The organism is Achromobacter sp. MFA1 R4 (assembly GCF_900156745.1).
GTDB lineage: Bacteria > Pseudomonadota > Gammaproteobacteria > Burkholderiales > Burkholderiaceae_B > Achromobacter.
In genome coordinates this window covers 638,491-658,237 of record NZ_LT707065.1, presented here as the reverse complement: position 1 = coordinate 658,237, position 19,747 = coordinate 638,491, and the positions used below count along the sequence as shown (strand labels likewise).

Here is a 19,747-nt window from a genome sequence, read left to right as displayed (position 1 = left end):
AACAAGGGGACTCTCCATGTCTACCGTAACGATTACGCGCCGCGGCGACGACTTCGCCGCCTTGTGGCGGGAACGCCTGGAATCCGCGCTGAAGGCGGTCGTGGGGCCGGTCGCCGGCTTTGCCCTCTTCGTGCTGGTCTGGCAGGTGGTGGCCATGCGCATCACGGAAATCCCGACGCCCGGCGTCACCTGGCACGCGGCGGTCGAGCTGTTTGCGGACCCGTTCTATGACAACGGTCCGAACGACAAGGGCATCGGCTGGAACCTGCTGGCCTCGCTGGAGCGCGTGGCGGCCGGGTTCGGCCTGGCGGCGGTGGTGGGCATCCCCGTGGGCTTCGCGATCGGCCGCTACGCGGCCGTGCGTTCCATGTTCTCGCCCATCGTCAGCCTGCTGCGTCCGGTGTCGCCGCTGGCCTGGCTGCCGCTGGGGCTGCTGCTCTTCAAGGCGGCCAATCCCGCCGCGATCTGGGCGATCTTCATCTGTTCGATCTGGCCGATGATCATCAATACCGCGGTCGGCGTGTCGCGCGTGCCGCAGGATTACCTGAACGTGGCGCGCGTGCTGAACCTGTCCGAATGGAAGGTCACGACCAAGGTGCTGCTGCCCGCCGTGCTGCCCTACATGCTGACCGGCGTGCGGCTGTCCATCGGCACCGCGTGGCTGGTGATCGTGGCCGCCGAGATGCTTACGGGCGGCACCGGCATCGGCTTCTGGCTGTGGGACGAGTGGAACAACCTGAAGGTCGAGCACATCGTCATCGCCATTTTCGTGATCGGCATCGTGGGGCTGTTGCTGGAGACCCTGCTGGTCGCGCTGGCCCGCCGTTTCACCTATACCGAGGAATAGCGCCATGAAGAAATTCGTACGCATCGAACAAGTGGGACAGACCTTCGACACCCGCAAGGGCCCCTTCGTCGCGCTGCGCGACATCGACCTGACGGTCGAGCAGGGCGAGTTCATCACGCTGATCGGCCATTCCGGTTGCGGCAAGTCCACCTTGCTCAACCTGATCGCCGGCCTGACCCGCCCGACCCGCGGCGTGCTGCTGTGCGCCGAACGCGAGATCACCGGACCGGGGCCGGATCGCGCCGTCGTGTTCCAGAACCATTCGCTGCTGCCGTGGCTGACGTGTTTTCAGAACGTGCACCTGGCGGTCGAGCGTGTCTTCGGCGCCACCGAGAAGCGCGCGCAATTGGCTGAGCGCACCCGCGCCGCGCTGGACCTGGTGGGTCTCTTGCCCGCGCAGAACAAGCTGCCGCGCGAGATTTCCGGCGGCATGAAGCAGCGCGTGGGCATCGCGCGCGCGCTGGCGATCGAGCCGGGCGTGCTGCTGATGGATGAACCCTTTGGCGCGCTCGACGCGCTGACCCGTTCGCACCTGCAGGACGAGCTGCTCAAGATCGTGGGCAAGACGCGCACGACCACGATCATGGTCACCCACGACGTGGATGAGGCCGTGCTGCTGTCGGACCGCATCGTGATGTTGACCAACGGACCGGCCGCCACCATTGGCGAGATCCTGCCGGTGCCGCTGGCGCGGCCGCGCGACCGCGTGCGGCTGGCCAACGATCCGACGTACCTGGCGTGCCGCGCGGGGGTGGTGGACTTCCTGCATCGCAGGTACGGCAATCCGGAGCGCGCGCAGCCCGCTGCGCAGGCCCCTGCCACCCTTGCCGTCGTGCCCCCGCTGGAGGAGGCCGGCGCGACGCGCGCCGCCGCCTAGGAGCCCGGCCATGCACGAAAGGCAGAAGCTGGTCGTGGTCGGCAACGGTATGGCCGGCATCCGCACGGTGGAGGAATTGCTGAAACTGGCGCCGGACCTGTACGACATCACGGTGTTCGGCGCCGAGCCCCACACCAACTACAACCGCATTCTGCTGTCGCCAGTGCTGACCGGCGAGCGCACGTTGCAGGACATCGTGCTGAACGACGAGGATTGGTATGCCGGCCACGGCATCCGCTTGCTGCGGGGCCGCAAGGTGACCGGCATCGACCGCGCGCGGCGCGCGGTGCTGGCCGACGACGGCACGCGCACGCCGTATGACCGGCTGCTGCTGGCGACCGGGTCCACGCCGTACCGGCTTCCCGTGCCGGGCCATGATCTGGAAGGGGTGGTCGCCTTTCGCGATATCGGCGACGTGAATCTCATGATCGACGCCGCCTCGCGCTACCGCCATGCGGTGGTGATCGGCGGCGGCCTGCTGGGGCTGGAGGCCGCCAATGGCCTGGCCGCGCGCGGCATGCAGGTGTCGGTGGTGCATCTGGGCGCGGCACTGCTGGACCGGCAACTGGACGGCGAGGCCGCCGCGCTGCTGCGTGCGAGCCTGGAGGCGCGGGGCCTGACTTTCCTGCTGCAGCGCCAGACGGCGGCCATCCTGGGCGGGGCGGACGGACGCGTGCGGGCGGTGCGCTTCGCGGATGGCGAAGAGGTCCCCGCGGACCTGGTGGTGATGGCGGCGGGCGTGCGCCCGAACACCGAGCTGGCGCAACGCTGCGGACTGCACGTGGACCGCGGCGTGGTGGTCAGCGACACCCTGCAGACCTTCGATCCGCGCATCTACGCGGTGGGCGAATGCGTCAGCCACCGCGGCACGGCCTACGGCCTGGTCGCGCCGCTGTTCGAGCAGGCCAAGGTGGCGGCCAATCATCTGGCGCGGCACGGCATCGGCCGCTACGTGGGTAGCGTCACGTCGACCAAGCTGAAGGTCACCGGCATCGACCTGTTTTCGGCCGGGGACTTCGCGGGCGGCGCGCAGACCGAAACCATCACGCTGGCCGACATGCCGGGCGGCGTCTACAAGAAACTGGTGATCCGCGACGACCGGCTGGTGGGCGCCTGCCTGTACGGCGATACGGCGGACAGCGCCTGGTACGTGCGGCTGATCCGCGAAGGGGCGGGTCTGGGCGCCCTGCGCGACCGGCTCATGCTCGGTGAAAGCGCGGCGGGGGAGTAAACGATGGACATGCCGATGGCGCGCCGGATTGACATCATCAGCGAGGACACGCGTGAGGTCGCGTCCATCTGCTGTTATTGCGGCACAGGCTGCGGGGTGCGCGTGCAGGTGCGTGGCGACGCGGTCGTGGGCGTGCGCGGCGACGCGTCGCATCCGGCCAACCGGGGCCGCCTGTGCAGCAAGGGCCTGGCCCTGGCCGATACCGTCCGACGCGATGGCGCCCGCGTGCTGTCGGCGCGTGCGCGCGAGGCGCGCGGGCAGCCCATGCAGGACATCGCCCTGGCGTACGCGCTGGACCTGGCCGCGGACAGGTTGGCCGGCGCCATCGCCCGGCATGGGCCGGATTCGGTCGGCTTTTATCTGTCGGGCCAGTTGCTGACAGAGGACTACGCCGTCTTCAACAAGCTGGCGCGCGCGCTGGCGGGCACGAACAACATCGACACCAATTCGCGGCTGTGCATGTCCAGCGCGGTGTCGGGCTACAAGCGCACCCTGGGCGCGGACGCGCCGCCGGCCTGCTACGAAGACCTGGAGCTGGCGGACACGGTGCTGATCGCCGGGTCCAACATGGCCTATGCGCACCCGGTGCTGTTCCGGCGGCTGGAAGCCGCGCGGGCCAGCCGGCCCGGCATGAAAGTGATCGCGGTCGATCCGCGGCGCACGGATACCGCCGCCTTTGCCGATCTGCACCTGCCGCTGACGCCGGGGTCCGACGTCGCGCTCTTTAACGCCATGCTCAACGTGATGCTGCGCGAAGGCCTGGTCGACGAGGACTACATCCGGCGCCACACAGAGGGCTTTGACACGCTGCGGGCGCGCGTGCAGGCGGTCACGCCTGAGGCGGCGCAGCGCCTGTGCGGGGTGCCCGCGCGGGACATCGTCCAGGCGGCGCGCTGGTTCGGGGAAGCGGGCGCGGCGCTGTCGCTCTACACCATGGGTCTGAACCAGTCGGTGGCGGGCACCGACAAGAATGCCGCGCTGATCCACCTGCATCTGGCGACCGGGCAGATCGGGCGTCCCGGCGCGGGACCGTTTTCGCTGACCGGACAGCCCAACGCCATGGGCGGCCGCGAGGCCGGCGGCATGGCGACGCTGCTGCCGGGCCATCGCGATCCCGCTTCGGCCGCCGACCGCGCCGAGGTGGCGCGCCTGTGGGGCGTGGACAGCCTGCCCGACGCGCCGGGCGCGACGGCGATGGACATGTTCGACGCGGTGCTGGAAGGGCGCATCAAGGTGCTCTGGATCGCGGCGACCAATCCGGCCCAGTCGCTGCCGGACCAGGCGCGCGTGCGGGCGGCGCTGGAACGCGCCGAGTTCGTGATCGTGCAGGAGGCCTACGCCGGCACCGAGACGCTGGCCTACGCCGACCTGATCCTGCCCGCGGCGACCTGGCCCGAGAAGTCCGGCACGGTCACCAATTCCGAGCGCCGCATCAGCCGGGTCCGCGCCGCGATCGCGCCGCCCGGCGATGCGCAGCCCGACTGGCGGCTGGCGCAGGCGGTGGCCCGCCGCCTTGCCGCACGCATGGCGCCGGCCAAGGCGGACCTGTTCGCCTACCGTGACGAGGGCGAAGTCTTTGCCGAACATGCCCGCATGACGGCCGGCCGGGACCTGGACTACAGCGCACTGGACTACGGCACCCTGGCGCAGCGCGGACCGCAGCAATGGCCGTACCGGCACGGGCAGGGCACGGCGCGCCTGTACGCCGACGGCATCTTTCCCACGCCCAGCGGCCGCGCCCGTTTCTGCGACGTGTCCTGGCGGCCGACCGCCGAAACGACCTCCGAGGAATTCCCGCTGCAGTTGACCACCGGCCGGCTGCGCGACCACTGGCACACGATGGCGCGCACCTCGCTGGCCCGGGCGCTGACGCAGCATGTCGAGGAACCGTGGGTGTCGCTGCATCCCGATGACATGCGCCGCCTGGACCTGGCGCCCGGCGCGCTGGCCCGGCTGCACTCGCGGCGCGGCAGCCTGGTGCTGCCGGCGCAGCCGGACGACGCGGTGCGTCCCGGCCAGGCTTTCGTGCCGATGCACTGGGGCAGCGCCTTCATGGCCGGACTGGGCGTGAATGCGCTGACCAACCCCGCGACCGATCCGCTGTCGCGGCAGCCCGAACTGAAGTTCAGCGCGGTGCGCGCCGAACCCGCCGGCCTGCCCTGGCAGGCCGCCGCCTGGCGGCAGGGCGATGGCGCGGCGCTGCGCGCGGACCTCGCGCCGTGGCTGCGCCGCTTCGACTACGCCGTCGTACTGCCGACCGGGGCCGGCGGCGTCCGGTTGCGGGTCGCGAGCCGCGCGGCGCCGGATCCCGCGCTGCTGCACGAATTGGCCGAGGCGCTGGACCTGCGGCGCCCGGACGTGGCGTACGACGATCCCGCGCGCGGCACGCTGCGCCGGGTCTCGGCCGGGCAGGACGGGCTGCGCGCCTTTTTGCTGACGGGCGATCTGCGCGCGCAGGACGCGCTGCTGGCATGGGCGGGGGGCGGCGAGGCCCCCGCGAGCATCGCGGCGCTCCTGATGGGCCGCGTGGCCGGTCCGGCGCGATCGCGCACCGTCTGCGTCTGCATCGGCGTGAGCGAAGCGGCCATCCTGGGCGGCATCGCGCGCGGCTGCGATCTGGCGGCGCTGAAGGAGACGCTGGGCTGCGGGACCGGTTGCGGCTCCTGCGTGCCGGAGATACAGTCACTGATGGCGCGCCGCCCGGCGGCGCAGGCGCTCGCGTAGCGGGCAGCGGTCGCGCGCTCGGTCGCAATCCCGTGCTGAAGCCGCGCCGCGCCCGACACGTTCGGACATACGCCGCGCGCGGCAACCGGTGTAGTATCAAGCCAGCTGTCAGCCAAGGCGCGGACGGCGTTTTCGGATTTCTGGAGTGGCTTGTGACGACGATGCGAAAAGCGGCATCCCTGGTTATTCTGGCGGGCGCGATGGGCGCGGCCGCCACGGCGCAGGCTGGCGTGTGCGACGCGCAGTTCATGCATGATGGCGGCGCGGTGCAGCTCACCGGGTCGGGCAATCTGGCGCTGGGCGCCGACCTGACATTCGCCGAGGTTACAAAAAGCAATGGCGACAACTGCCGCGCGCGCGTGCAGGGCGTCGCCCGATTCAGCTACGCGGGCCTGCCGCCCGGCAAATCCAAGCTCGATTACCTGATGACGGTCAAGGGCGGCCAGGCAACGTTCCTGCGCTACGCGAGCGCCGGCGAAGCGCCCAAGCCGTCCGAGGGCCAGTTCGACCTGCGGATGCTCGGCCTCTTTGCCTATGACGGCAAGCTCAACGCCGGCCAGAAGCTGCCGGGCTCGTCGTTCCGCCTCAAGATTGGCAAGGAAGCGCCCGTGGGCGGACAGCCCAGCACCACCGTGCGCATCGGCGAAAAGAAGGTGGGGCCCAAGACTTCGCTCGACACCGCTTTGGGCCAGCAGTCCTGCCACCCGATCACCTACACGCGCAACTCGGATCCCACCATGGCCACGTTCCAGGGCCTGACGATTCCCATCCCCGGCATGAACACCACTGTCACCGACTGGTATTGCCCGGCCGTGAATCTGGTGATGAAACAGGACATCGACCAGGGCGGCGTGAAGTCCGCGGTTGAGATTACGCAGATCAAGTAGCACCCGGTAGCATGCGGGCGATATCGCCCGCGTGGTGGCTGGTATCATCGATTCGTCATGGACACACAACAGGAGCTCAAGAAAATGGCAACGAGAAAATCCGAAGACGTCGCAAAAGAAAAACTCATCGACAGTGTCAAGACCAGCCTGAATGACGCCGAAAGCCTGCTGCGCGAAGCGGCCAGCAGCACGGGCGACAAGGCCAACGAACTGCGCGACCGCGCCCTGACGTCGCTGCGGCGCACGCGCGAGGCGCTGTACGAAGCGCAGGACGCCGTCCTCGAACGCGGGCGCAAGGCGGCCCGCGCGACGGACGACTACGTGCACGACAATCCCTGGCAAGCCATCGGGGTGGCAGGCGTGACCGGCCTGCTGCTCGGCTTGCTGATCAGCCGCCGCTGACAGGGCAGAACGTCCGGGCGGCAGGCGCGGCGACATGCCGGCGCCTGCCGCCCGGCGTTCTTTCAGCCATGGGTCTACGAAAAACTGTTTTCGGTGTTGCCTCCAGCCTGGTCGGGCTGATGCGCACGCGGCTGGAGCTGCTGGCTCTGGAAGCCGCGGACGAAAAGGCGCGCCTGCTCAAGCTGCTGGGCCTGGCGTTTGCGGCCTTGCTATTCCTGACGCTGGCGGTGCTGGTGGCCACCATCACCATCGCCGTGGCGTTCTGGCCCACGGAAGACCGCTACCTGGCGCTGGGTCTGCTGGCGGCCTTCTACGGCGTGGCCGGCGTGGTGCTGTTGCTCGTGGTGCGCCACGGGCTCGTGTACGGACCGGCGCCGTTTTCGGCCACGCTCGAAGAGCTGGGTCGCGATGCGGAATTGCTGGACCGGGTGCGCGAGGCGCATGCCGACGACGAGCCGGCGGTCCGCCGGCGCGAGGAGCCCTGAGCCATGCACAAGAGATCTCCCTCCGTCGACCGCGCCGTGCGCATCGAACTGCTGCGCGCCCGCGCCGCGATCGAGCGCGAATCATTGGCGCAGAGCATCGTCTCGGCCGGGCGCAAGCTCGAGCCCGGCGCGCTCATCCGCGGCATGCTGCCCGGCCTTGCGTCGGGCGGCGCCTCGCGCTGGGCCTTGCAGGCGATCACCCTGGCGCGGCGCTATCCCATCATCAGTTCGTCCCTGTCCGCCATGTTCATGCGCGGGGGCAAGCGCGGCAAGCTCCTGAAGCTGGCCGGCGGCGCCTTCGTGGGCTGGCAACTGTTCAAGGCCTGGCGCGGCATGCGGCAGGATGACGACAGGGAGCGCGGCTGACGCCAGTCCGCACGCAGCAAAAAAACCCCGCCGCTTGAATCCCGCCCCGCCAGCCTGACATCCGTCGGGCATCCGGGGGCGTTCAGCGGCGGGGTTATTCATTTCGGCGGCGGGCTGCGTAGCGGCCTGCTCGGCGGATTGCGGGCGGCTACAGCCCCAGCTGCCCCCACATGTCGTCCACGCGCTTTTTGACGTCGGCATCCATCGTGATGGGCGTGCCCCATTCGCGGCTGGTCTCGCCCGGCCACTTGTTGGTGGCGTCCAGGCCCATCTTGCCGCCCAGGCCGGACACCGGTGAGGCAAAGTCCAGGTAGTCGATCGGCGTGTTCTCGACCAGCAGCGTGTCGCGCACCGGGTCCATGCGGGTGGTCATGGCCCAGACCACTTCCTTCCAGTCGCGCGGATTGATGTCCTCGTCCACGACCACGATGAACTTGGTGTACATGAACTGGCGCAGGATGCTCCACAAGCCGAACATGACGCGCTTGGCGTGGCCGGCGTACTGCTTGCGGATCGACACCACGGCCAGGCGGTAGCTGCAGCCTTCGGGCGGCAGGTAGAAATCCACGATTTCCGGAAGCTGGCGGCGCAGCAGCGGCACGAAGACTTCGTTCAGCGCGACGCCCAGCACGGCCGGCTCGTCGGGCGGCTTGCCCGTGTAGGTCGAGTGATAGATGGGGTTGCGCCGCATCGTGATCCGCTCGACGGTGAAGACCGGGAACCAGTCCTGCTCGTTGTAGTACCCGGTGTGGTCGCCGTAGGGACCTTCCAGCGCCATCTCGTAGCCGCTGTCCGGCGGCGGATTGACGCCGTCGGGGACCACGGGCTTGATGGCGCGCGGATCCGAGGACGGCAGCAGGTGACCCTCCAGCACGATCTCGGCCCAGGCCGGCACCGACAGATTGCTGCCCAGCGCCTGCGCGACCTCGGTGCGCGAGCCGCGCAGGAGACCGGCGAACTGGTATTCGGACAGGCTGTCGGGCACGGGCGTGACCGCGCCCAGGGTGGTGGCCGGATCGGCGCCCAGGGCGACCGCGATCGGAAATGGCGTGCCGGGGTTCGCGATGGCATGGTCGCGGAAGTCCAGCGCGCCGCCGCGGTGCGACAGCCAGCGCATGATCAGTTTGTTCGGCCCCAGCAACTGCTGGCGGTAGATGCCCAGGTTCTGCCGCTTGGCGTTGGGTCCGCGCGTGATGACCAGGCCCCACGTCAGAAGCGGCGCAACGTCGCCCGGCCAGCAGGTCTGGATCGGCAGGCGGGTCAGGTCCACGTCTTTGCCTTCCCAGACGATCTCCTGGCAGGCGGGGCTTTTGACGTTCTTGGGGCTCATGTCCCACAGCGCGGATTTCAGCATCGACACCTTGGCCAGCGCATCGCGCAGGCCCTTGGGCGCTTCGGGTTCGCGCAGGGAGGCCAGCAGCTCGCCGATGTCGCGCAGGGCGCTGACGTTGTCGGCGCCCATGCCCCGCGCCACGCGGGCCGGGGTGCCGAACAGGTTGGCCAGCACCGGCATCTGCGCGGGCTGGCCATTGTGGCGGGCGTTTTCGAACAGCAGGGCGGGCCCTTTGGCGCGCAGCACGCGGTCGGAAATTTCGGTCATTTCCAGTTGCGTGGAGACCGGGGCGCCAATGCGTTTGAGCTCGCCCATCCGTTCGAGTTGGGCGATGAAGTCTCTAAGGTCGCGGTATTTCACTACAGATCCCTGCTATTTGGTTACATTTCAGGTTCAAAGAGAGGTTAACATTGACTCCCTCTTTTTTACGCAGGAGGTTCCATGCCCGATGCGTCAGTGGCCAGCCTGTTCAGGCACTTGGCCCAAGGAGTGCACCAATATCTTGCCGAGTCCCTGCGCATTTGCTCTGTTTACCTGGGCATTGCGGTCATTGTGACGGTAAGCATGGGATTCGCCCTGCCTGGTTTGCGCGACCAGGCATTGCAAGTGCACAAAGCCTTGTTGACCGCCCTCGCGCCTTCGTCCATGCAGGCCAGCTCCGATTCCGAAGCCGGCTCCGAACTGGGTGCCGACACGTCGTCGGCCATTGCCATGGCCGTTCCCGCCGCACCCGCCAGCAACGCCACCGGCATGCTGGGGCCGGCCCGTATCGCGCCGCCCGCGCCCAAGACGCCCGCCTCGGCGGCCACGGGGCCACAGGCGGAAGCATTGCGCAACTATATCTCGCGCAAGTACAAGGTCGCCTATGACGCGACCGGTCCGCTCCTGAACACCGTGTACAAGGTCAGCCGCGAAAAGCAGCTTGATCCCTTGCTGGTGCTGGCCGTGATCGCCATCGAGTCGCGCTACAACCCGCTGGCGGAAAGCCACGTCGGCGCGCAGGGCCTGATGCAGGTCATGACCAGTGTCCACCAGGACAAGTTCGACGCGGTCGGCAAGAATCCGCTGGACCCCGCGGCCAACATCCGCGTGGGCGCCACCATCCTGCGCGACTGCATCAACCGGCGCGGTTCCGTGGACGGCGGCCTGGCTTGTTACGTGGGTTCCACCGGGCCGGACGACAACGGCTACGGCGCCAAGGTGCAGGCGGAACGCCGCCGCCTGGCGCTGGCGTCCGGCATCGCCATCGCGCGCGACTGAGTCTTCGCCCGGGCTCGTGCCCCGCTCCATGGCCGGTTCCATGCCCCCGGCTCTACAAAGAAGCGCGCCCTCGCGGGCGCGCTTTGGCTTTGGGGGTCAGCGTTGCAGCAGCACGCCCATCCGGGCCACCGCCTCTTCCAGGCGGTCCAGCCCGGTGGCATACGAGAACCGCATGGTGTGCGCCGCATGCGCCGGGCCGAAGTCCAGGCCCGGGACGGCGGCCACGCCCGCTTCCAGCAGCAGCCGCTGCGAGAACGCGGCGCTGTCCATGCCCAGGCTGCTGATGTCGGCATAGATATAGAAGGCCCCGTCCGGCTTGACCGGCACGTCGATGCCCAGGCGCTCGAACTCCGGCAGCAGGTAGTCGCGGCGCTGCTTGAAGGCTTCGCGGCGGTGTTCGAAGATCTTCAGCGCGGCGGGGGTGAAGCAGGCCAGCGCGGCGTGCTGGGCCAGGGTGGGGGCGCAGATGGCCAGGCTGGAGGCGATCTTTTCCACCGCCGCGACCATGCCCTCGGGCACGATCATCCAGCCCAGGCGCCAGCCCGTCATGTGGAAATACTTGGAGAAGCTGTTGATCACGATGACGTCGTCGTCCAGCGTCAGCGCAGACCGCGGCTGGCCGTCATAGGACAGGCCGAGGTAGATTTCGTCGACGATGGCAAAGCCGTCGCGCTCGCGCACCTGCGCCAGCAGTTGGGCCAGTTCGCCGTGGGCGATGGAGGTGCCGGTGGGGTTGCTGGGCGAGGCCACCATCACGCCTTGCGTGGCGGGCGTCCAATGCCGGGCCACGTCGGCGGCGGACAACTGGAAGCGCTTTTCCGCCGTACTGGGAATCAGGCGCGGCCTGCCGCCCGCGGCCAGCACGAAATTGCTGTTGGCGGGGTAGGAGGGGTCGGGCATCAGCACCTCGCCGCCCGGGTTCACCAGGGCCGCGCAGGCCAGCGTCAGGGCGCCGGAGGCGCCTGCCGTGACGATCACGCGGCGCGGGTCGATCGAGGCGCCGAACTGCTCCTGGTAGAAGCGGGCGATGGCCTCGCGCAGCGGGGCGATCCCCGCGCCCGGGCTGTAGCCGCTGAGCCCGGCGCGGGCGGCGCGGTCCAGCGCTTCCACGACCTGGGGGGGCGCGGTAAAGTCCGGTTCGCCGATGCCCAGGCTGATAATGTCCTTGCCAGCCGCCTGCAGCGCCTGCGCCTGCTTGAACAGTTCCATTACCTGGAACGTCAGGAAATCATGGGTGCGGTCGGCGAGGCGGGGCATTGGAATCTCGAAAGCGTCATCTAGCAAAAAAGGAATTGTAGTCATGCAGCCATCCCGGCGCGCCTTTCTCCTTGGCCGTCGCCCGGTCCAGACGCCCTGGGCGGCCTTCCTGCAACGCCTGGCGCTGGTGTGCCAGGGCCAGGTCCGCGACCTGGGCGAGGGCGGGCCGGACGGCGCGTGCGCCATCCTCACGCCCGCCCGCGACGCCGACGCCGCGCAAGCGCGCAAGCTGTGCGCCGAATACCGCGTGGTCATGGAACTGGAGGGCGCGGCCGGGCCGTTCGCGCCCTCGGCCCGGCCGCGCCTGCGGGTGGACCCCGCCTTGTTGACCGGCTTGACCCGGCTCGATGGCCCCGCGCCGCGCTGGCGCGCGCAGCCGGGCGTGACGCTGGCCGAGTTGGCCCGCGCCGGCCTGCGGCAATTCGCCGGACTGCCGGGCGACATGACGCTAGCCCAATGGGTGGCGGCGCCGGCGCCCTGGCCGGCGGGACGCTGCGCGGCCTCGGGCCTGCTGGGGGCGGACGTGCTGCTGGCCGATGGCGTCGAAGAGACGCTGGGGGCGTTCGGCGAATCGGACGTCCAGCCGCTGCGCTCGGCCACGGTTCAGCGCCTGGTGCCCGCCTTGTTCCAGCTTGCGTCCGGCGGCGACGCCTTCGCGACCCACGACGGCTATCACTGGCTGGGCCGCTACCGCCTGGACGCGCTCAAGCCCGAGGCGCCGGCCACCGTCAACCTGGCGCAGCTGCTGCTGGGCCACGGCGGCACGCTGGCCTGGCTGAATGGCGCGTTGCTGGCCGATGTGCCGGCCTGGAACGGCGCCGATGCCGACGGCGGCGCGTCGGCCCGATCCGCGCCCGACGCTCCTGGCCTGGCGACCGTCCGCCTGGACGGACGCGTCAAGAGCCTGTTCGATCCCGACGGCTGCTTCCCTGAAATCCTGTGGCCTGAAGTCTGAAAATCATTCAGCTTTCTGTAAAATTTCGGCGCTCGATCTCAAGAAAGAGAAAGGCGTGCCGTATCGCGTGGCGCGTCATGGGAATAGAATTCCTCCTCTTTCCGTGTCACACACTCTAGCCAGTAGCCGCCCTATGGATGCCAACCTTCGCAAAGCCGCCCTTGAATATCACGAGCACGGGCGCCCCGGCAAAATCTCTGTCACGCCCACCAAGCAGTTGACGAACCAGCGCGACCTGGCGCTGGCGTACTCGCCCGGCGTGGCGGCGGCCTGCGAGGAAATCGTGGCCGATCCGGCCAATGTGTTCCGCTACACCGCGCGCGGCAACCTGGTGGGCGTCATCACCAACGGCACGGCGGTGCTTGGCCTGGGCAACATCGGCGCGCTGGCCTCCAAGCCGGTGATGGAAGGCAAGGCCGTGCTGTTCAAGAAGTTCGCCGGCCTGGATGTCTTTGACATCGAAATCAACGAAACCGACCCGGATAAGCTGGTCGAGATCATCGCCGGCCTGGAAGCCACTTTCGGCGGCATCAACCTGGAAGACATCAAGGCGCCCGAGTGCTTCACGGTGGAGCGCAAGCTGCGCGAGCGCATGAACATTCCGGTGTTCCACGACGACCAGCACGGCACGGCGATCTGCGTGTCGGCCGCCTTCATCAACGGCCTGAAGGTCGTGGGCAAGGACATCAAGACGGTCAAGGTGGTCACGTCGGGCGCGGGCGCCGCGGCGCTGGCCTGCCTGGACCTGATGGTGGACCTGGGCCTGCCGCTGGAAAACATCTGGGTCACCGACATCGAAGGCGTGGTCTACGAAGGCCGCACCACGCTGATGGACCCGGACAAGGCGCGCTTCGCGCAAAAGACCGACGCACGCAAGCTGGCCGAGGTGATCCAGGACGCCGACGTGTTCCTGGGCCTGTCGGCCGGCGGCGTGCTCAAGCCGGAAATGGTGGCCGCGATGGGTTCGCGTCCGCTGATCCTGGCGCTGGCCAACCCCACGCCGGAAATCCTGCCGGAAGTGGCGCACGGCGTGCGCGACGACGTGGTCATGGCCACGGGCCGGTCGGACTACCCGAACCAGGTCAACAACGTGCTGTGCTTTCCGTACATCTTCCGCGGCGCGCTGGACGTGGGCGCCACGACCATCACCCGCGAAATGGAAAAGGCGGCGGTGTACGCCATTGCCGAACTGGCCGAGGAAGAACAGAACGAAGTCGTGGCCGCGGCCTACGGCACGTTCGACATCTCGTTCGGTCCCGAATACCTGATCCCCAAGCCTTTCGACCCGCGCCTGATCGTGCGCATTGCGCCGGCCGTGGCCAAGGCCGCGATGGAAGGCGGCGTGGCGACGCGCCCGCTGGCCGACCTGGAAGCCTACGAAGAGCAGCTCCAGCAGTTCGTGTACCACTCGGGCGCGTTCATGAAGCCGCTGTTCTCGGCGGCCAAACGCATCGTGCGCGAGGGCGGCCCCGCCCGCATCGTGTTCGCGGAAGGCGAAGACGAGCGCGTGCTGCGCGCCGTGCAGGTAGTGGTCGACGAGGGCCTGGCCCGCCCCATCCTGGTGGGCCGCCCGTCGGTGCTGCTGACCCGCATCGAAAAGCTGGGCCTGCGCCTGCGTCTGGGCGAAGACGTCGAGGTCACCAACCCGGAATACGACGAACGCTTCCACCAGTACTGGACCACCTATTGGGAGCGCATGTGCCGCCGCGGCATCACCAAGGAAATGGCGCGCGTGGAAATGCGCCGCCGCATGACGCTGATCGGCGCGATGATGGTGCACCTGGGCGATGCCGACGGCATGGTCTGCGGGTCCGTCGGCGCCTACCACGACCATCTGCGTTTCGTGGATGAAGTCATCGGCCGCCGCCCGGGCCACAATGTGTACGCCGCCATGAACATCCTGCTGCTCAACGAGCGCACGGTGGTGCTGGTGGACACGCATGTGAACGACGAGCCCTCGGCCGAACAGATCGCCGAGTTCACCGTGGCCGCCGCGCGCGAAATGCGCCGGCTGTACCTGGCGCCCAAGGCAGCGCTGCTGTCGCGGTCGAACTTCGGCTCGGGCAGTTCGGCGTCGGGCGCCAAGATGCGCCGTGCGCTGGAACTGGTGCGCCAGATGGATCCCGAGCTTGAGATCGACGGCGAAATGCACGGCGACTGCGCGCTGGACGAGGCCCTGCGCATGCGCATCCTGCCTTCGTCCACGCTCAAGGGCGAGGCCAATCTGCTGGTGTGCCCGAACGTGGATTCCGGCAACATCGCCTACAACCTGCTCAAGACGGCGGCGGGCGGCAACGTGGCCGTGGGCCCGTTCCTGCTCGGCTGCAACGCGCCGGTGCATATCCTGACCTCCAGTTCCACCGTGCGCCGCATCGTCAACATGACCGCGATGACGGTGGTCGATGTCAATACACCGCGTTGAAGTGACGCCGGCCGGCAGGGCGTGCCCGCGCACGCCCACCGGCCTGGTGCTGATGGGCGGCGGCGCGCGCGCCGCCTACCAGGTCGGCGTGCTCAGCGCCATCATGGAGCTGCTGGACCCGGACTGGCATTCCCATTTTCAGAACCCGTTTGACATCATCTGCGGCACATCCGCCGGCGCCATCAACGCCGCGGCGCTGGCCTGCCGCGCCGACCGGCCCCACCTGGGCGTGCGCCGCATCCGCCGCCTGTGGTCGTCGCTGAACACCGACATGATCTACCGGGCCGACGCGCCCGGCCTGATCCGCACGGGCGTGCGCTGGCTGGGCCTGCTGTCGCTGGGCTGGATGTACTCCGGCCTGACGCGCAAGCGCCCGCACTCCCTGCTGGACAATGCCCCCATGCAGGCGCTGCTGGAGCGGGTGCTGGACTTTCGCAACCTGCAGTCCAACCTGGAAGGCGGCGCGCTGTCCGCGCTGGCCATCACGGCCTCGGGCTACACCAGCGGCGAGCACCTGACCTTCTACCAGGCGCACACCCGGATCGAGCCCTGGCACCGCTATCTGCGGCTGGCGATACCCACGCCCATCAATATCGACCACCTGATGGCGTCGTCGGCCATTCCCTTTGTCTTTCCCGCCCGCCAGGTGCACGTGCACGGCAAGGGCGAATGGTGCGGCGACGGCTCGATGCGCCAGCTCGCGCCGATCAGCCCGGCCATTCACCTGGGCGCGCACCGGGTGCTGGTGATCGGCACGGGCTACCGCGACGACACCCACCCCGAGGCGCGCGCCGATTCGCCGCCGTATCCGTCGCTGGCCCAGGTGGGCGGGCACGCGCTGTCCAGCATCTTCCTGGACAGCCTGTCGGCGGACGTCGAGCGCCTGGAGCGCATCAACTACCTGATGGAGCACGCCGGCCCCAATGGCGCGCCGCCCGCCGTGCGCCGCGTCGAGGTGCTGACCCTCACGCCCAGCCAGTCGCTGGACCTGATGGCGCTCGAGCATTTGCAGGACATGCCCGCCCAGGCGCGTGCGCTTTTCCGCGTACTCGGTGTATCGTCCGATCCAGGCCGTCCGGGGGGAGGGGCGCTGATGTCCTATCTCCTCTTCGAAGCGAGCTACACCAAGCGATTGATTGAACTGGGTTATGCCGATACGATGCAGCGTAACGACGAAGTGATCGCCTTTTTCAGGGAGGCACAGGCATGACGCGCAATGGCCAATCTACTTTGCAGCGGCAGCTCATGCGCGGCGGAGCGCTGGCTCACGACGGGCTGGACAAGAAGGCCGTGGTGGACGCCGCGCACGAACTTGGCCTGTCCTTGTTTGTCGCCAATTGCGACCCCTGCCGCAGCCGCTCGGCGGTATTGCGCGCCATCGTCAAGGCCGTGGATTTCCCCGAGTACTTCGGCGGCAACCTGGATGCCCTGTACGACTGCCTATGCGACACGGTGCTGGACCACAAGTCTGGCGTGGTGCTGTGGCTGTACCGGCTGCATTCCGGCGATCCGGCGCTGGAAGAAGACGCGGTCCGCATCGAAACCGTCTGTTCCGACGTCGCGGATTTCGCGCACGAAAACGGCCGTGTCTTTGCCTACGTGATCGAACACGCGGGCAAGCATCCCGATCCTGAGCCCGGCGTGGCCGCGGCCCCGTACGGCGAAAACGACTGATCCGGCCGGGCCGGACTACCAGCCCTGCAGCGCGCTGATCGCCGAAATCAGCGCCAGTCCGGCCGTCTCGGTGCGCAGCACGCGCGGACCGAAGCGCACGGCCTGCACGCCCGCCTGGCGGGCCGCGTCCAATTCCTTGTCCGACCATCCGCCTTCCGGGCCGATCAGCAGGGTCAGGGCCTGCGTGCCCGATGCCCCCGATGCCCCCGATGCCCCCGATCCGCCTTGCAGCAGGCCGGCCAGGTCCTGGTCGGCCTCGGGGTGGCAGAGCAGCCGCAATCCGTCGGCGGGCTGGGCCAGCCAGTCGGCCAGCGCCTGCGGCGCATCCACGGCCATAAGGCGGTTGCGGCCGCATTGCTCGGCGGCCGACTGCGCGATGCGCTGCCAGTGCGCCACGCGCTTTTCCAGCCGGGCGCCGGACAATTGCAGCACGCTGCGCTGCGCGGCGATGGGGCAGACGCGCGCCGCGCCCAGTTCCACCGCCTTTTCCACCACCCAGTCCATCTTGTCGCCGGAGGGCAGGCCCTGCGCCAGCGTGATGCGTCCGCCCAGTTCGGCCTCGCGGGGATTGAACTCGCCAAGCTGGGCATAGCCCGCCTTGCCGTCGATTTCCAGCACCGCGGGAAATTCGCCGCCCAGGCCGTTGAACAGCGTGATGGCCTCGCCGGCGCGCAGGCGCAGCACGCGCACGGCATGATGGGCTAGGGCGTCGGGAAGGGCGATGCGGGCGCCGGCGGCCAGGGGAACGTCGCAATAGAAACGGGGGGCGGGCATGGGGGCAGGTAGCGGGAAACGGGGCGTTCTGACGAGTACGCGTAGCCTACCACCGCTCGCCCCTTTCCCTTGGAAACCCCCGATTACATAGGGCATCCGGGCGATGGCGTCCGGGAAATCCCCTGATGCTAAAATCTCCTGCTTCGCAACCTACTCAACTGGCCCTATTTCCAACGTAGGCGCGCCAGTTTCAAAGAGCCTTCCGAATGAGCAATCCGACCGCCCCTAAACTTGCCTTGGCGGATGCCATCCGCGCCCTCGCGATGGATGCCGTGCAACAAGCGAACTCCGGGCATCCGGGTGCTCCCATGGGCATGGCGGAAATCGCCCAAGCCTTGTGGGCCGGCAACCTGCGCCACAATCCCAAGGATCCCGCCTGGGCCAACCGCGACCGCTTCGTGCTGTCCAACGGCCATGGTTCGATGCTGATCTACGCCCTGCTGCACCTGACGGGCTACGACCTGCCCATCGAAGAACTCAAGAATTTCCGCCAGCTCCATTCCAAGACGCCGGGCCACCCCGAAGTGGGCATCACCCCGGGCGTGGAAACCACCACCGGCCCGCTGGGCCAGGGCCTGGGCAATGCCGTGGGCATGGCGCTGGCCGAAGCGCTGCTGGCTGCTGAATTCAACAAGCCGGGCCACACCCTGGTCGATCACCACACCTACGCCTTCACGGGCGACGGCTGCCTGATGGAAGGCATCTCGCACGAAGTGTGCTCGCTGGCCGGCACGCTCAAGCTGGGCAAGCTGGTCGTGCTGTACGACGACAACGGCATCTCCATCGACGGCCACGTCGAGCACTGGTTCGCCGACGACACCGCCAAGCGCTTCGAAGGCTACGGCTGGAACGTCATCCGCGGCGTGGACGGCCATGACGTCGCCGCCGTGGACGCCGCCATCAAGGCCGCGCGCTCGCAATCGGAAAAGCCCACGCTCATCGTCTGCCGCACCGTGATCGGCAAGGGCTCGCCCAACATGGCCGGCACGCACAACGTGCACGGCGCCCCGCTGGGCAAGGACGAAATCGCCGCCACGCGCGCCGCGCTGGGCTGGTCGTCGGAACCCTTCCAGATCCCGCAGGACATCTACGACGGCTGGGACGGCCGCAAGCAGGGCGAGCAAGCCCAGGCCGAATGGCAGTCGCGCTTTGACGCCTACGCCGCCGAATTCCCCGCCGAAGCCGCTGAATTCGCCCGCCGCATGAAGGGCGAAATGCCCGCCGGCTACGCCGACCAGTTCAAGGCCTTCCTGGCCGCCACCCTCGAAAAGGGCGAAACCGTCGCCACCCGCAAGGCCTCGCAATTCGCGATCGCCGCGCTGGCGCCGCTGCTGCCGGAAATGCTGGGCGGCTCGGCCGACCTGACCGGCTCCAACTTCACCGACTGGAAGGGCGTCGCCGCCGTCCGCGCCGGCGAACAAGGCATCCAGTTCGGCCGCCACATCAACTACGGCGTGCGCGAATTCGGCATGGCCGCCATCATGAACGGCATCGCGCTGCACGGCGGCTACCTGCCGTTCGGCGGCACGTTCCTGACGTTCTCCGACTACTCGCGCAACGCCATCCGCATGGCCGCGCTGATGAAGCAGCGCGTCGTCCACGTGTTCACGCACGACTCGATCGGCCTGGGCGAAGACGGCCCGACCCACCAGTCCATCGAACACGCGGCCAGCCTGCGCCTGATTCCCAACCTGTCGCTGTGGCGCCCCTGCGATACCGCCGAGACCGCCGTGGCCTGGAACGCCGCCGTGACGCGTCCGGCCAGCATCGGCATGGATGTGCATGACGGCGGCCCGACGGCCCTCCTGCTGTCGCGCCAGAACCTGCCCTTCGTGCAGCGCGACGCGGCCACCGTGGACGCCATCGCCCGCGGCGGCTACGTGCTGCGCGACGCCGACGGCGCCCGCGCCGTCATCATCGCCACCGGCTCGGAAGTCGCCATCGCGCTGGACGCGCAGGCCCAGCTTGCCAAGGAAGGCATCGCCGTGCGCGTGGTCTCCATGCCCAGCACCGACGTCTTCGACAAGCAGGACGCCGCCTGGAAGCAGTCCGTGCTGCCCAAGGGCCTGCCGCGCGTGGCCGTCGAAGCCGGCGTGACCGCCTTCTGGCACAAGTACGTGGGGCTGGAAGGCGCCGTGGTCGGCATCGACCGCTACGGCGAATCCGCGCCCGCTGGCGCCCTGTTCAAGTTCTTCGGGCTGACCGCCGACAAGGTGGCCGAGACCGTCAAGCAAGTTTTGTAAAAAAGGAGCT

The 19,747-nt window shown here is 68.6% G+C and carries 16 protein-coding genes and 1 pseudogene; 14 read left to right on the top strand and 3 right to left on the bottom strand.

Annotated elements, in window-relative coordinates; genetic code table 11:
• Positions 1-16: 16 nt before the first annotated feature.
• From ntrB to BXA00_RS02960, 8 genes and pseudogenes are all read left to right on the top strand, one after another.
• Positions 17-847, top strand: a complete 831-nt coding sequence (gene ntrB / locus BXA00_RS02995; protein ID WP_076516081.1) for a nitrate ABC transporter permease — start codon at positions 17-19, stop codon at positions 845-847.
• 4 nt (positions 848-851) lie between these two features.
• Positions 852-1,724, top strand: a complete 873-nt coding sequence (locus tag BXA00_RS02990) for an ABC transporter ATP-binding protein (protein WP_076516079.1) — start codon at positions 852-854, stop codon at positions 1,722-1,724.
• 10 nt (positions 1,725-1,734) lie between these two features.
• Positions 1,735-2,952, top strand: a pseudogene (locus BXA00_RS02985) (NAD(P)/FAD-dependent oxidoreductase); the annotation flags it as partial.
• A 6-nt stretch (positions 2,953-2,958) separates the two neighbouring features.
• Positions 2,959-5,679: a nitrate reductase gene (locus tag BXA00_RS02980; RefSeq protein ID WP_076516075.1), complete on the top strand. Its 2,721-nt coding sequence runs from the start codon at positions 2,959-2,961 to the stop codon at positions 5,677-5,679.
• Positions 5,680-5,840: 161 nt separating this feature from the next.
• Positions 5,841-6,566, top strand: coding sequence for a hypothetical protein (locus BXA00_RS02975; protein WP_076516073.1), 726 nt, complete (start codon positions 5,841-5,843; stop codon positions 6,564-6,566).
• Between the two features lie 84 nt (positions 6,567-6,650).
• Positions 6,651-6,968, top strand: a complete 318-nt coding sequence (locus tag BXA00_RS02970) for a YqjD family protein (protein WP_056326638.1) — start codon at positions 6,651-6,653, stop codon at positions 6,966-6,968.
• A gap of 68 nt (positions 6,969-7,036) precedes the next feature.
• Positions 7,037-7,453, top strand: a complete 417-nt coding sequence (locus tag BXA00_RS02965) for a phage holin family protein (protein WP_076516071.1) — start codon at positions 7,037-7,039, stop codon at positions 7,451-7,453.
• A 3-nt stretch (positions 7,454-7,456) separates the two neighbouring features.
• Positions 7,457-7,819 (top strand): hypothetical protein, encoded by a 363-nt coding sequence (locus BXA00_RS02960; protein ID WP_076516069.1) that lies wholly within the window; start codon positions 7,457-7,459, stop codon positions 7,817-7,819.
• Between the two features lie 148 nt (positions 7,820-7,967).
• Here the strand turns inward: BXA00_RS02960 and BXA00_RS02955 are convergent, their stop codons facing one another.
• Positions 7,968-9,512: a UbiD family decarboxylase gene (locus BXA00_RS02955; protein WP_076516067.1), complete on the bottom strand. Its 1,545-nt coding sequence runs from the start codon at positions 9,510-9,512 to the stop codon at positions 7,968-7,970.
• Between the two features lie 81 nt (positions 9,513-9,593).
• On the opposite strand from BXA00_RS02955, the gene BXA00_RS02950 reads away from it, so the two are divergent.
• Positions 9,594-10,412: a lytic transglycosylase domain-containing protein gene (locus BXA00_RS02950; RefSeq protein ID WP_076516065.1), complete on the top strand. Its 819-nt coding sequence runs from the start codon at positions 9,594-9,596 to the stop codon at positions 10,410-10,412.
• Between the two features lie 96 nt (positions 10,413-10,508).
• Here the strand turns inward: BXA00_RS02950 and BXA00_RS02945 are convergent, their stop codons facing one another.
• Positions 10,509-11,669 carry a pyridoxal phosphate-dependent aminotransferase gene (locus BXA00_RS02945; protein ID WP_076516063.1) on the bottom strand — a complete coding sequence of 387 codons (1,161 nt, stop codon included), beginning with the start codon at positions 11,667-11,669 and terminating at the stop codon, positions 10,509-10,511.
• A 43-nt stretch (positions 11,670-11,712) separates the two neighbouring features.
• Here BXA00_RS02945 and BXA00_RS02940 point away from each other — a divergent pair, with 43 nt between their 5' ends.
• The 4 genes from BXA00_RS02940 to BXA00_RS02925 all read left to right on the top strand — a co-directional run bounded on the left by BXA00_RS02940 (position 11,713) and on the right by BXA00_RS02925 (position 16,720).
• A complete protein-coding gene (locus tag BXA00_RS02940; RefSeq protein WP_076516061.1) occupies positions 11,713-12,624 on the top strand; it encodes an FAD-binding protein in 912 nt (303 codons plus the stop codon).
• A gap of 133 nt (positions 12,625-12,757) precedes the next feature.
• On the top strand, positions 12,758-15,046 hold the full coding sequence (locus BXA00_RS02935; RefSeq protein ID WP_076516059.1) for an NADP-dependent malic enzyme: 2,289 nt from the start codon (positions 12,758-12,760) through the stop codon (positions 15,044-15,046).
• Positions 15,027-16,256: a patatin-like phospholipase family protein gene (locus tag BXA00_RS02930; RefSeq protein WP_076516057.1), complete on the top strand. Its 1,230-nt coding sequence runs from the start codon at positions 15,027-15,029 to the stop codon at positions 16,254-16,256. Before BXA00_RS02935 ends, BXA00_RS02930 begins: the two co-directional genes overlap by 20 nt.
• Entirely contained in the window at positions 16,253-16,720 is a 468-nt protein-coding gene (locus BXA00_RS02925; RefSeq protein ID WP_076516055.1) for a barstar family protein, read from the top strand. The genes BXA00_RS02930 and BXA00_RS02925 overlap by 4 nt, the downstream gene beginning before the upstream one ends.
• A gap of 15 nt (positions 16,721-16,735) precedes the next feature.
• On the opposite strand, the gene BXA00_RS02920 is transcribed toward BXA00_RS02925, so the two are convergent.
• Positions 16,736-17,494 (bottom strand): 16S rRNA (uracil(1498)-N(3))-methyltransferase, encoded by a 759-nt coding sequence (locus BXA00_RS02920; RefSeq protein WP_076516053.1) that lies wholly within the window; start codon positions 17,492-17,494, stop codon positions 16,736-16,738.
• A 206-nt stretch (positions 17,495-17,700) separates the two neighbouring features.
• Between BXA00_RS02920 and tkt the strand changes: the two genes are divergently transcribed.
• Entirely contained in the window at positions 17,701-19,737 is a 2,037-nt protein-coding gene (gene tkt / locus BXA00_RS02915) for a transketolase (protein ID WP_076516051.1), read from the top strand.
• The last annotated feature ends 10 nt before the right edge of the window (positions 19,738-19,747 follow it).

Coding starts and splice junctions, on each gene's coding strand:
- BXA00_RS02950 (WP_076516065.1), top strand. CDS start 9,594: ATGCCCGATGCGTCAGTGGCCAGCCTGTTCAGGCACTTGGCCCAAGGA.
- tkt (WP_076516051.1), top strand. CDS start 17,701: ATGAGCAATCCGACCGCCCCTAAACTTGCCTTGGCGGATGCCATCCGC.
- BXA00_RS02940 (WP_076516061.1), top strand. CDS start 11,713: ATGCAGCCATCCCGGCGCGCCTTTCTCCTTGGCCGTCGCCCGGTCCAG.
- BXA00_RS02935 (WP_076516059.1), top strand. CDS start 12,758: ATGGATGCCAACCTTCGCAAAGCCGCCCTTGAATATCACGAGCACGGG.
- BXA00_RS02970 (WP_056326638.1), top strand. CDS start 6,651: ATGGCAACGAGAAAATCCGAAGACGTCGCAAAAGAAAAACTCATCGAC.
- BXA00_RS02960 (WP_076516069.1), top strand. CDS start 7,457: ATGCACAAGAGATCTCCCTCCGTCGACCGCGCCGTGCGCATCGAACTG.
- BXA00_RS02990 (WP_076516079.1), top strand. CDS start 852: ATGAAGAAATTCGTACGCATCGAACAAGTGGGACAGACCTTCGACACC.
- BXA00_RS02965 (WP_076516071.1), top strand. CDS start 7,037: ATGGGTCTACGAAAAACTGTTTTCGGTGTTGCCTCCAGCCTGGTCGGG.
- BXA00_RS02975 (WP_076516073.1), top strand. CDS start 5,841: ATGCGAAAAGCGGCATCCCTGGTTATTCTGGCGGGCGCGATGGGCGCG.
- BXA00_RS02980 (WP_076516075.1), top strand. CDS start 2,959: ATGGACATGCCGATGGCGCGCCGGATTGACATCATCAGCGAGGACACG.
- BXA00_RS02920 (WP_076516053.1), bottom strand. CDS start 17,494: ATGCCCGCCCCCCGTTTCTATTGCGACGTTCCCCTGGCCGCCGGCGCC.
- BXA00_RS02945 (WP_076516063.1), bottom strand. CDS start 11,669: ATGCCCCGCCTCGCCGACCGCACCCATGATTTCCTGACGTTCCAGGTA.
- BXA00_RS02925 (WP_076516055.1), top strand. CDS start 16,253: ATGACGCGCAATGGCCAATCTACTTTGCAGCGGCAGCTCATGCGCGGC.
- ntrB (WP_076516081.1), top strand. CDS start 17: ATGTCTACCGTAACGATTACGCGCCGCGGCGACGACTTCGCCGCCTTG.
- BXA00_RS02930 (WP_076516057.1), top strand. CDS start 15,027: ATGTCAATACACCGCGTTGAAGTGACGCCGGCCGGCAGGGCGTGCCCG.